Genomic DNA, 11,268 nt, shown 5'->3' on the forward strand with positions numbered 1-11,268 from the left:
GGCTACATGTCTCCGGTCGAGTTCAGGGAGGCGGGGCTGTCCCTCCCGGAATCGTCCAAATAGGTGTTGCCAATCCACTGCGATACCCTCTCGACGCGAAGTCGCCATGCGGGTACACCTCGAGGCTGACGTCGCCGGCGAGCTCGTAGCCCGAGGACGGGAGCCACTCGGAGAAGATTCTGCGGTAGTGCTCGGCGGTCGCGACGTCGCACGGCCCGGTGCAGCCGAACACGGCCCACGTGCCGGCGGGGACGTAAATCTCGTCCGCCCAGCCGGGGGCCTCCCCCGAGGACGCCACCGCTATCCGGTAGCTCGACTCCCCGCCCTCGGACACGTTGACCCCGAGAACCCCCTCGGGTCCCGAGCCATCGGCGAGGGCGAGCAGGGCCTCGATGCTCCCGGAGCGCGAGGCGCCACCCCAGAACCTCCCGAGCTCCTCTCTCCCCTCCTCCCCCATCTGGGCGAGGAGGCCCGCCTCGGACGGCCCGCACGGAAGCGACACCCCGACGAGGCGCATCCCGCCCCATGGGACGATCCTCCACGGCAGGGGCTCGGCGCCCGTGACGGTGAGGGAGAACGAAAGCCTCGGAAAGACCGAGAGCGGGGCGCCCGGGCGCTTCGCCTCGCTGGGCGAGATCCCGAGGGCGTCCCTGAACGCTCGGTTGAACGCGGTCGGGGAGCAGTAGCCGTACCGGACCGCGACGTCGACGACCCGCTCCCCGCGGGACAGGTCGAGCGCGGCGCGGGAGATGCGGCGCCGGCGCACGTACTCCCCGAGACCGATGCCGGCGATATAGGAGAACATCCTCCGGAACTGTCCCTCGGTGCAGGCGGCGAGCCGCGCCGCATGGGCGAGGTCGAGGTCCCCCTCGAGGTTCGCCTCTATGTAGTCCATCGCGTCGTTGAGGCCCTCTATCCAGCCCATCGGGTCACCATCCTTCCGAGAAGAGAGCATGGGGCAACAAGGCAGCGCAGTCCTCGCGTCCAAGGGGCGAATAATGAGAGTTTTTGATGACTGGCTCGTCGCCGACGGCCCGTCTCGATGATAGACCGTCGGCACGAGGATCCGACCCGCGAATGCCCGTTTTGCATTGTCAGGAACCTCGCTCAGGAGCACGCCATGAAGGAGGATGCCCGCCGCGCCGTGATGCGCGCGGCACACCAACGACGCGACAGCCGCGATCGAAAGCTGAGGAGGGACGTTAGCCACTGGGTTAGCAAGTAGCCCATTCCGTGCGCACAGCGCCAGGAACAGCGGCCCGCCCATCGATCACCTTGGACCATGGTACAGTCGCAGTAAGAGGACGGACAGCGGGCGTGCGCCAGGGCGAACAAATTGGCATGAAAAGAAGACGGCATAGACCTTCTGGTCATGCCGTCTTCTTTGAATGACTAGTTGTCGCTCTGGTGCCCGCGCAGCGTCGGCCGATCCGCCGTTCGGTAGAACGGCGGAACCGCCTAACCGCCCAGATAGGCTTTGCGGACGTTGTCGTCGTGCAGGAGCTCTTGGCCCGTGCCGGTCATGGTAATCTTGCCGGTCTCAAGCACGTAGCCGCGCGTGGCGATGGAAAGTGCCATCTGCGCGTTCTGCTCGACCAGAAGCACCGTGGTGCCGGCCTTGTGCAGGTCCTCGACAATCTGGAAGATCTGCTCAATCAGAATCGGCGCCAAGCCCATGGAAGGCTCGTCGAGCATGAGCAGCTTGGGGTTACTCATAAGGGCACGCCCCATAACGAGCATCTGCTGCTCGCCGCCTGAAAGGGTACCGGTAACCTGGCGACGACGTTCCTTCAGGCGCGGGAACTGCTCGTAGACACGCTCCAGGCCCGGGGCAATTGTGGACTTGGGCTGTGTATAGGCGCCCATCTCCAGGTTCTCCTCGACCGTCATCTGCAAAAAGGCGCGGCGGCCCTCGGGAACCTGGGCCAAGCCCTTGCCCACCAGCTTGTCGGCAGGCGTATGGGTAATGTCCTCGCCCATAAACTTGATGGAGCCGGTCTTGGAGCGCAGCAGGCCCGAGACGGTCTTGAGCGTTGTGGACTTGCCGGCACCGTTGGCACCAATCAAGGCCACGATCTCGCCCTCGTTAACGTTAAAGGAGATGTCCTTGATGGCGTGGATGGCGCCGTACCAGACGTTAATGTTGTAGACGGAAAGCATCGGCTCTGCCATTTAGTTCTCCCCCTTATCCTGCTTACCCAGATACGCCTCGATAACGGCGTCGTTGTTCTGGATTTCCTCTGCCGTGCCCTTGGCGATGACCTTGCCAAAGTTAAGCACGCAGATGCCCTCGCAGATGTTCATGACGAGCGACATATCATGCTCGATAAGCATGATGGCGATGCCGAAGGTATCGCGAATCTTGACGATGTTCGCCATGAGCTCTGCGGTCTCGGACGGGTTCATACCGGCGGCAGGCTCGTCGAGCAACAGCAGCTTGGGGTTGGTGGCAAGCGCGCGGACGATTTCCAGACGACGCTGAGCGCCGTAAGGAAGCGAGCCGGCCTGTTCATTTGCCAGGTGCTCCATGTCAAAAATGGACAGCAGCTCCATGGCGCGCTCGTGGGCGGCCTTCTCGTGCTTCCAATACGTCGGCAGGCGCAGCACGCCCTCAAAACCGGAGTAGCGCTCCTGGTTGTGCAGGCCGACCTTAACGTTGTCCTCCACCGTCATGGTGTTGAACAGGCGGATGTTCTGGAACGTACGGGCAATACCCATGCGGTTGACCTGGTAGACCGACTTGCCCGAGGTGTCCTCGCCGTCGAGCAGGATGGTGCCGTGCGTAGGCTGGTACACCTTGGTGAGCAGGTTGAAGACCGTGGTCTTGCCGGCACCGTTGGGGCCGATGAGACCGGCGATCTCGGTCTTGCCGATGGTTAGGCTAAAGTCGTCTACCGCCTTAAGGCCGCCGAATTCAATGCCCAGGTGGATGCACTCGAGCGCCGGGCGCTGGCCCAAGTCGCGGTCGGGAACGATGGCGCCAGAAGGATACGGGACCATCTTGCCCTTGTTGAACTCAAACTTACTGGGCATCGGCTGCCACCTCCTTCTTGGAAGCAAAGCGGTCCTTAATGCGTGCGAAGAACGCCTTGAGTTGTGGGTTGTTAGTAAAGACCATGACCAGAATCAACACGATGGCGTAGATGAGCATGCGGTAGTCCGAGAACTGACGGAGCAGCTCGGGGAGCACCGTGAGCAGCGCCGCGGCGATAACGGAGCCGCGCATGTTGCCCAGGCCGCCCAGGACCACGAACACCAGAATGAGGATGGACGTATTGAAGTCGAACTTAGTGGCGGAAAGCTGCGAGAAGTTACCGCCGAACAGGGCTCCGGCAGCACCGGCGAGGGCAGCGGAAACCACGAAGGCGATCATGCGGTACTGGGTGACGGAGATGCCCACAGACTCGGCAGCGATCTTGTTGTCGCGCACGGCAATAATGGCACGACCGGTACGGCTGCGAACCAGGTTGAGCACAATCACGAGCGCGACCATAACCAGGATTGCGCCGGCAAGGAAGGTCGAATAGGTCGACACGCCCGATGCGCCCTGCGCGCCCTTGATGATGGCGGTGCCGTCCTCGAGCAGGTGCAGGTCGTCGATCGTGGAGTTACCCGTGATGTTAAAGATCACATGCAGGCCGCGGGAATCGACGCCCACAATGAGGCAGGTGACGACCTCTTTGATAATCTCGCCAAAAGCCAGGGTCACAATAGCCAGATAGTCGCCGCTCAAGCGCAGGACCGGGATACCGATCAAGAAGCCCAAGATGGCAGCGGCGATAGCGCCGACCACAATGCTGATGATCAGACGCATCGGATCGGACGGAACGGTGCTCTCCAGCGCGACGGCAGTGACGATGCCCGTATAGGCACCGACGCTCATAAAGCCCGCGTGGCCCAGCGACAAGTCGCCCGCGATGCCGACGACGAGGTTAAGGGAGATGGCCATGACGATATAGGCCGTGATGGGAACCAGCTGACCGGCGATCATGCGCGGGATCATGTGGTTGGACTGCATAAAGAACACGATGGCGAACGCCACAACGCACATGGCGTACGTGACAAAGTCGTGACGCGTCTGCTTGTCTTTAAGAAACTTCATAACGCTCACCTACACCTTCTCGGGGACGTACTTGCCCAAGAGGCCGGCAGGCTTGACGAGCAGGACGATGATCAAAACACCAAAGACGATGGAGTTGGCAAGGCTCGTGGAAATGTAAGCCTGCGCCATCGCCTCGATGATGCCGATGAGAATGCCGCCGACAAAGGCACCGGGGATGGAGCCGATGCCGCCGAAAACGGCAGCGTCGAAGGCCTTGATGCCAGGCATGGCGCCCGTGGTGGGCTGCAACACCGGCGAGTAGGAGCACAGGAGCACGCCGGCGATGGCGGCAAGGGCGGAGCCGATGGCAAACGTCATCGAAATAGTGCGGTTGACGTTGATGCCCATGAGCTGAGCGGCAGCCTTGTCCTCGGACACGGCGCGCATGGCTTTGCCCATCTTGGTCTTACCTGTAAAGAACATCAGGCCGGCCATGATAACCAGGCAGGCGACGATGGTGACGAGCGAGACGGCGCTTACGTTGAACTTGGCCAAGAACTCCGGCACCTGGAAGGTGACGAGCGAAGTGAAGTTCTTGGGCGTGGCGCCCCACAGAAGCTGCGCGGCGTTCTGCAGGAAGTAAGACACGCCGATGGCCGTGATCAGAACGGCCAGCGGGCCTGCTTGGCGCAGCGGCTTGTATGCCAGGCCCTCGATAAGAACACCGAGAACGGTACAGACCACACAAGAGAGAATTACAGATGCCCAGCCCGGGAGGCCGAGATACGACGTGGCACAGAACGAGACATAGGCACCGACCATGATGACGTCGCCGTGAGCGAAGTTCAGCATCTTGGCGATACCGTAGACCATGGTGTAGCCCAACGCGATGATGGCGTAGACGCTGCCCATGGACAGGCCGTTGACCAGGTATTGGATAAAGACCGTCATGTTCCACATCCCCCTTTCGAATAGGTTTCCAGTTGATGTATGAAACAGGGACGTTACACTGTCCCTAGATACCAAGCAAGCAGGGAAGGCCAAAACCTCCCCTGCTTGGGATCAAAACCGCTCTATGTAAGGCGGCCAATTAGGCCTGTACGTACTTGCCGTCGGTGATGACGTACGCCGTGGGCTCCTTCTGGACCTGGCCCTTATCGTTCCAGGTGAGCTTGCCGGTCAGACCATCAACGGTAATCTTGAGCATAGCCTTGGACAGCTTCTCGGCGACCTCGGTCGGGTCGGCGTCGACACCAAGACCGGCCTCCTTGACGGCCTCGGCCACCGCGTGCACGCCGTCGTAGGCGTCGGCGGCAAACTGGTCGGGGGTATCGCCGTACTTATCCTTGTAAGCGTTGACGAAGTCGGCGTTCTTCTCGTCGTCGGCGGAGAACGGGGTCATGAGCAGCAGACCCTCGGCAAGAGAGGTATCGAAGCCCTCAACGCCCAGGATGCCGTCCATGCCGTCGCAGCCCATCATCTTGACGTCGTAGCCCATGTCCTTGGCGTTCTTGAGCAGGACGGACGCCGGCGTGTAGTAGATCGGCGCAAAGATCATGGTGGCGCCGGCCTGCTTGGCCTTGGTCAGCTGGTTGGTAAAGCTCGTGGCGGAGTCGTCCTTAAAGGTCTCCTCGTCAACAATCTCGAGCTTGGACTCAGCGGCTTGGGCTTTAAAGGAATCTGCGATGCCCGAAGAATAGGCGTCGCCGGAGTTATAGAACAGCACGAACTTCTCGTCCGCATACTTCTGCGCCAGGAACTTGGCAGCGTTGACACCCTGGTTGGGGTCGGTGAAGCAAACCTGGAAGACGCAATCCTTGCCGTCGGTGACGTCCTCGGAGGACGCGGACGGGGTGATCATGAACGTCTTGGGGTCGTTACCACACTCTGCGGCAACGGCAACCGACGCACCCGTGGTGGTCGGACCGACGAGGGCCTGCATGCCCCAGTCGAGCAGGGTGTTGAAGGCGTTGACGGCCTTCTCGCCATCGGCCTGGTCATCCTCGGCCTTGCTGGCAAGCGGCAGCTCCTTGGTCGAGAAATCCTTGCAGCCAAGCTCGACACCCTGGGTAACGGACTTGCCGTAGGACGCGTTGGCGCCGGTCAGCGGGCCGATGGTGCCGATCTTAAACGAAGCGTCGCCCGAAGCGGAACCGCTGTCGCCGCCGTTGGAGGAGCAGCCAGCTAGAATGGACATCGCCCCCAGACCTGCTGCGCTCGCGATAACGCTCCTGCGATTCATAACAGGGTTCAATGACTTACCGGTGAGGCTCGACATGCGGCTCTCCTCTCAAATCTCGTCGGGTTTCGGTTACCCGACAGGCCATCCTTCGCCGTGTTCGGCGTTCGCAAAATAGTAGACGCTTTAGTTAGGAAAAGTGGCGGTTATTTCGACTTTTCTTTGGATTTGTTCATTTATCCATATTTCTGCGTATTTCTATTGCTTTATGCAGTAATGCCACTTTATTGTGTAAAAGCAATGTTTCCGTTCTGCTACAGACATCCCCGCCCTGCATAAAACAGCCTCACCGGTCGCGCTTTATGCGCGCTTAGGTGGCGATGTACTTGCCGTCCTGGAACACATAAGCCGTAGCGGGCTTTTCGACCTGGCCCTCGTCATTCCACGCCGACGAGCGCCTGCATGCCCCAGTCGCACAGGGCAAACCTTATGGTGCAAACGCTGACAGTTTGTTACAGAAGTTCGTTTGTAGCGAGCGTGTTTCCAATGTTTCCGCAGCGTTTCGGGGGTGCCGTTTTATGCGGCTCCTGTTGCCTGGCAAGCACGCGCCCTCGGTTCACGCTAGAATGCACTCAACCTGTAATCGGTTAATCCATCTATAAGATGCACAAAGGAGCTATCTATGAGCGAATCCCTGCGCACCGTGAACGTCGGCCTCATCGGTCTGGGAACCGTCGGCGGCGGCGTGGCCCGTCTGATCAAGAGCCACCACGATGAGTACCTGGCCGCCTACGGCATCGACCTTAAGCTGACCCGCGCCTGTGCGCTTGCCTGGGAGCAGGCCGAAGCAGCCGGTATTGAGCGTGAGGCCTTTACGAGTGACTGGCACGACGTCGTCACCGACCCCGCCGTCGACATCGTCGTCGAGCTGATCGGCGGCGAGCATCCCGCGACCGAGATCTTCACCACTGCCTTTGAGCACGGCAAGCACGTCGTCTCTGCCAACAAGGCCCTGCTGGGCCGTCACGTCGAGACGCTTGCCGAGAAGGCACGCGCGTGCGGCGTGCAGATTAAGTGCGAGGCCAGCTGCGGCGGTGGCATCCCCATCGTGAGCACGCTCGAGCACGACTTGGTGGGCAACAAGATCCTCACCATCGCCGGCATTCTCAACGGCACCACCAACTACATCCTGTCGCGCATGGACGCCGAGGGCGCCGATTACGCCGACGTGCTTGCCGACGCACAGGCCAAGGGCTATGCCGAGGCCGACCCGTCCGCCGACGTCGACGGCTTCGATGCCGCCAGCAAGACGGCGATCCTCGCCTCCATCGGCTTTGGCACCCGCGTGACCACCGATGATGTGTACCAGCAGGGTATCCGTACCATCGGTGCCGAGGACATCGCCCAGGCCCGCGAACTCGGCTACACCATTAAGCTGCTCGGCATCGCCCGCAATACCGACGCCGGCGTCGACGTCCGCGTGCACCCCACGCTGATCCCCGCCGACCACATGCTTGCCAAGGTCAACGGCGCCATGAACGCTGTCTACGTGGTAGGCGACGCCGTGGGCGAGACCATGTTCTACGGTGCCGGCGCAGGCTCCTTCCCCACCGCGAGCGCCGTCGTGGGCGATATCCTGTCGCTCTCCGAGCAGATCAGCCGCGGCGTGGCCCCGCTGCCCGAGATTGAGCCCTATGGCCACAACCTCGCCTTTAAGCCCATGGACGAGCTCCAGACCAAGTACTATGTGCGCCTGAAGGTCGCCGACCGCGTGGGCGCCCTGTCCGAGACGGTCGACATCTTTGCCAAGCACAACATCTCGATTTCGCTCATCAACCAGGTCGAGGACGGCAAGTCGGGCGTCAGCGATGCCTGCTCGGTCATCTTCCTGACGCACCGCGCGCTCGAGAAGGACGTCCAGGCTGCCGCCGCCGAGCTTGCCAGCGTCGACTGCGTGGCCGAGGTCGCCAACGTCCTGCGCATCGAAGATGTCGAGGCCTGGACCGAAGGCGTCATGGCCAACTAGCCCGATTCTCGGCAAATCAAACAACGCATGAGGGGCTCCCGTCCGATCGGATGGGAGCCCCTTTTAGTTACATCTTTTGCACGAAGTGGTCGACTAACGTTTGGACAACTTGACCGTTCGTCAACAACCGTGGATACCGTTTGCCGATATGCAACGGCAGCTGTATTTTGCCGCCGCTATGCTGTGCCGTGTATGTCCGCCCGCGATGAGAGGAAGCACCATGTTGCTCGAGGGCAAGAAAGCAATCATCACCGGAGGCACGCGCGGTATCGGCTATGCGATCGCCTGCCGTTTTATCGAGGAAGGCGCTGCCGTCACCGTCTTTGGCTCGCGCCAGGAGACTGCCGACGCGGCCGTTGAGAAGCTGACAGCCGCCTATCCCGACGCCAAGGTCTGGGGCCGTTCCTGCGACCTCACCTCGCTCGAGGCCGTGACCGAGGCCTTTACCCAGGCTGCAACCGACATGGGCGGCCTGGACACGGTCGTCAACAATGCCGGCATCTCCCAGCGCTCGCCCCTTTTGGACTACACGGCCGAGGAGTTCGCCAAAGTCATGGACCTCAACGTCGTCGCTGTCTTTAACGGTCACCAGGCGGCCGCCAAGATTATGACCGAGGCCGGCCACGGCGGCACCATCACTACCACGAGCTCGATGGTCGCCAAGTACGGCCAGCCCTCCGGCGTCGGTTATCCCACGTCCAAGTTTGCCGTCAACGGCATGGTCCAGTCGCTCTCGCGCGAGCTCGCCCCCATGGGCATCCGCGTCAACGCCATCGCACCCGGCGTGACTAAGACCGACATGGTCGCCAACCTACCCGAAGAGGTCATCAAGCCCATCGTCGCCACTATTCCGCTCGGCCGCATGGGCGAGCCCGAGGATGTCGCCAACGCTTTTGTTTTCCTGGCGAGCGACATGTCCTCCTATGTCACGGGCGCCGTGCTCCCCGTCGACGGAGCCGCCCGCTCCTAAGGGGCCACAAGCCTCAGCTCCTAGCCTCAACATGGCTCGACCAAAAAGGCGCGCTGCCTGCATCAACTACAGGCAGCTCGCCTTGTTCTGTTTGCAGGGGAAGCTGCGTCCCGGTATTTCAGCTCAGAACGGGGCACGGTTTCCCCAGGACCTCCTTGCGGAAACTGCACCCCGTTTTGAACGTCGATTCTGGGACACCGTTTCCGCAATGGGCCTCCTGCGGAAACGGTATCCCACTCCGGGCGCCCATTCCAGGACACAGCTTCCCAACGGCCCCTGTTTCGGAAACCACATCCCATTTTGAACCTTCAGACTGGGACGCGCTTTCCGGCAGGGGTCCAAAGCGGAAATTGCATCCCACTCTGAGCGCCCATTCCGGGACACAGTTTCCCAACGGCCCCCGTTTCGGAAACCACATCCCGTTCCGAGCCTTCAAAGCGGGACGCGGCTTCCCCGAGAGAGTATCGACTACTTGCCGTCGTCGTCCTCGGCTTCTTCTCTTGCATAGAGCTCCAGCATGCGGCGGCGGTATTCGCGCACGGCGAGCTTGGCGCGCTCCAGGCGGCGACGCTCGCGCGGGGTCAGCTCGGACGGGTCGACCTCATCACCATAGGTCTTATCGGCAAGAAGATGCGCCGCGTCCACGATGCGGGCATCGATGTGGCCGCTCGCCGCCTCGGCGGAAAGACGCTCGGCAATCGTATCGAGCGTAGGCAAGCCCTCGAATACGCGACCATGGCCATGCGAAGTCAGCAGCTCGTGCTCACGTGCGAGCAGGCTCGCCAAATCGTGATGGGCGCGCAGGATGTCGAGCGCATCGGATGGATGCTCGGCAACTTCTGCCACGGCGGCGACCGGCGCGGCGTCGACCACGCGGTAGAAGAGCTGCGCGAGCAACGGCATCAAGAACACCGTGATGGCACCGGCGGCAACCATGACCGACGCGATATCTTGCGACAGCGCGCCCGCGTTGACGGCAACGCTTGTCACGGCAACGATGATCGGCAGGGCCGTGGTGCAGTACAGGGCCACGGTAATGCGACCATACGCCGACACATCGCGCGTCGCAGGACAAATGCTCATAGAAATAAGAATGGGCACGGCACGAATAATCAACAACGCCACGATAAAGCCCACGAGCAGACCCGGGCGCGACGCCACGGCCGTCAGATCGATCTTTGCGCCCGATACGGTAAAGAATACCGGAATCAAAAAGCCGTAGGCCAGGCCATCGAGCTTGGTCTCGAGCGTATGGTTGCCCTCGGGGATGATATAGCGCAAGACAAAGCCGGCGGCAAAAGAACCCAACACGATGTCGAGATCAAAGACGGCCGAGAACGCCACGAGTGTGACCAGGATGAGCACCGTCAGGCGCACGAAGGTCTGCGACGTGGTATCGGCGCGTTCCTCGACAAACGCAAAGAAGCGGCTGCCGACACGCTTGGAGCGGCTTGGGACCACAGCCAGCAACACGCAAACCACCGCAAACAAGCCAAGGATTACGAGCGTTTGGATGCCAGTGCGGGCAGACAGCAGCACCGACATGGCGAGCACAGGGCCGAGCTCACCCCAGGTGCCATACGCGAGAATCGAGTCGCCCACACGCGTGCCAGTGAGCGAGCGCTCACGCATGATGGGCACGAGCGTGCCGAGCGCCGTCGAAGTGAGGGCAAGCGTCACGGCGATACCGTCGAAATGACTGACTGAGAACCACGGGGTAAAGCGCACGGCAAGCCAGGCGATACCAAACGTGACGACCCACGTCGCCAAGCCGTAGCGCCCCTCGACGCCCGTGATGCTCTTGGGGTCGATCTCAAAGCCGGCAAGCAGGAACAAGAAGGCCAGGCCCAGCTCGGACACAAGCGAGACCTCAGCATCTACATGGATGACGCCGAGCATATGGGGTCCCAGCACCGCGCCGAGCACGAGCAAAAAGACCGTCTCGGGAACGGGTTTTCCGGGAATCGCCGAGGCGATAAAAGGACTCGCAAAGGCCACGAGTGCGATGATGGCGAGCGAAACGAATGCCATGTGATGCCTTTCTCTTGTTT

Annotated in this window: 9 protein-coding genes; 2 read left to right on the forward strand and 7 right to left on the reverse strand. The window is 61.4% G+C overall.

Going from position 1 to position 11,268, the window contains the following annotated elements; all coding sequences use genetic code 11:
* Positions 1-22 precede the first annotated feature (22 nt).
* The 6 genes from I2E45_RS06485 to I2E45_RS06510 form a co-directional block, all read right to left on the reverse strand.
* A complete protein-coding gene (locus tag I2E45_RS06485; RefSeq protein WP_195445122.1) occupies positions 23-925 on the reverse strand; it encodes an AraC family transcriptional regulator in 903 nt (300 codons plus the stop codon).
* Between the two features lie 533 nt (positions 926-1,458).
* The gene (locus tag I2E45_RS06490; protein WP_229058867.1) at positions 1,459-2,172 is read right to left on the reverse strand and encodes an ABC transporter ATP-binding protein; all 714 of its coding nucleotides are present in this window, start codon (positions 2,170-2,172) and stop codon (positions 1,459-1,461) included.
* Complete coding sequence (locus tag I2E45_RS06495) at positions 2,173-3,033, reverse strand: ABC transporter ATP-binding protein (protein WP_006234439.1); 861 nt, start codon at positions 3,031-3,033, stop codon at positions 2,173-2,175.
* Positions 3,023-4,102: a branched-chain amino acid ABC transporter permease gene (locus I2E45_RS06500; protein WP_006234440.1), complete on the reverse strand. Its 1,080-nt coding sequence runs from the start codon at positions 4,100-4,102 to the stop codon at positions 3,023-3,025. The genes I2E45_RS06495 and I2E45_RS06500 overlap by 11 nt, the downstream gene beginning before the upstream one ends.
* Positions 4,103-4,111: 9 nt before the next feature.
* Entirely contained in the window at positions 4,112-4,993 is an 882-nt protein-coding gene (locus tag I2E45_RS06505) for a branched-chain amino acid ABC transporter permease (protein ID WP_117582912.1), read from the reverse strand.
* A gap of 139 nt (positions 4,994-5,132) precedes the next feature.
* Positions 5,133-6,320 (reverse strand): ABC transporter substrate-binding protein, encoded by a 1,188-nt coding sequence (locus I2E45_RS06510; protein ID WP_035137075.1) that lies wholly within the window; start codon positions 6,318-6,320, stop codon positions 5,133-5,135.
* 583 nt (positions 6,321-6,903) lie between these two features.
* Here I2E45_RS06510 and I2E45_RS06515 point away from each other — a divergent pair.
* Complete coding sequence (locus tag I2E45_RS06515) at positions 6,904-8,247, forward strand: homoserine dehydrogenase (protein ID WP_118934275.1); 1,344 nt, start codon at positions 6,904-6,906, stop codon at positions 8,245-8,247.
* Between the two features lie 220 nt (positions 8,248-8,467).
* A complete protein-coding gene (locus I2E45_RS06520; protein WP_195445124.1) occupies positions 8,468-9,217 on the forward strand; it encodes an SDR family NAD(P)-dependent oxidoreductase in 750 nt (249 codons plus the stop codon).
* Between the two features lie 468 nt (positions 9,218-9,685).
* Here the strand turns inward: I2E45_RS06520 and I2E45_RS06525 are convergent, their stop codons facing one another.
* Positions 9,686-11,248, reverse strand: coding sequence for a cation:proton antiporter domain-containing protein (locus tag I2E45_RS06525; RefSeq protein WP_006234446.1), 1,563 nt, complete (start codon positions 11,246-11,248; stop codon positions 9,686-9,688).
* Positions 11,249-11,268: the final 20 nt, after the last annotated feature.

It is taken from the genome of Collinsella aerofaciens (assembly GCF_015555045.1).
GTDB classification, from domain to species: Bacteria; Actinomycetota; Coriobacteriia; order Coriobacteriales; family Coriobacteriaceae; genus Collinsella; species Collinsella aerofaciens_W.

Excerpts from the sequence above, each read along its gene's own strand:
- I2E45_RS06485 (WP_195445122.1), bottom strand. The coding sequence starts at position 925 with ATGGGCTGGATAGAGGGCCTCAACGACGCGATGGACTACATAGAGGCG.
- I2E45_RS06490 (WP_229058867.1), bottom strand. The coding sequence starts at position 2,172 with ATGGCAGAGCCGATGCTTTCCGTCTACAACATTAACGTCTGGTACGGC.
- I2E45_RS06495 (WP_006234439.1), bottom strand. The coding sequence starts at position 3,033 with ATGCCCAGTAAGTTTGAGTTCAACAAGGGCAAGATGGTCCCGTATCCT.
- I2E45_RS06500 (WP_006234440.1), bottom strand. The coding sequence starts at position 4,102 with ATGAAGTTTCTTAAAGACAAGCAGACGCGTCACGACTTTGTCACGTAC.
- I2E45_RS06505 (WP_117582912.1), bottom strand. The coding sequence starts at position 4,993 with ATGACGGTCTTTATCCAATACCTGGTCAACGGCCTGTCCATGGGCAGC.
- I2E45_RS06510 (WP_035137075.1), bottom strand. The coding sequence starts at position 6,320 with ATGTCGAGCCTCACCGGTAAGTCATTGAACCCTGTTATGAATCGCAGG.
- I2E45_RS06515 (WP_118934275.1), top strand. The coding sequence starts at position 6,904 with ATGAGCGAATCCCTGCGCACCGTGAACGTCGGCCTCATCGGTCTGGGA.
- I2E45_RS06520 (WP_195445124.1), top strand. The coding sequence starts at position 8,468 with ATGTTGCTCGAGGGCAAGAAAGCAATCATCACCGGAGGCACGCGCGGT.
- I2E45_RS06525 (WP_006234446.1), bottom strand. The coding sequence starts at position 11,248 with ATGGCATTCGTTTCGCTCGCCATCATCGCACTCGTGGCCTTTGCGAGT.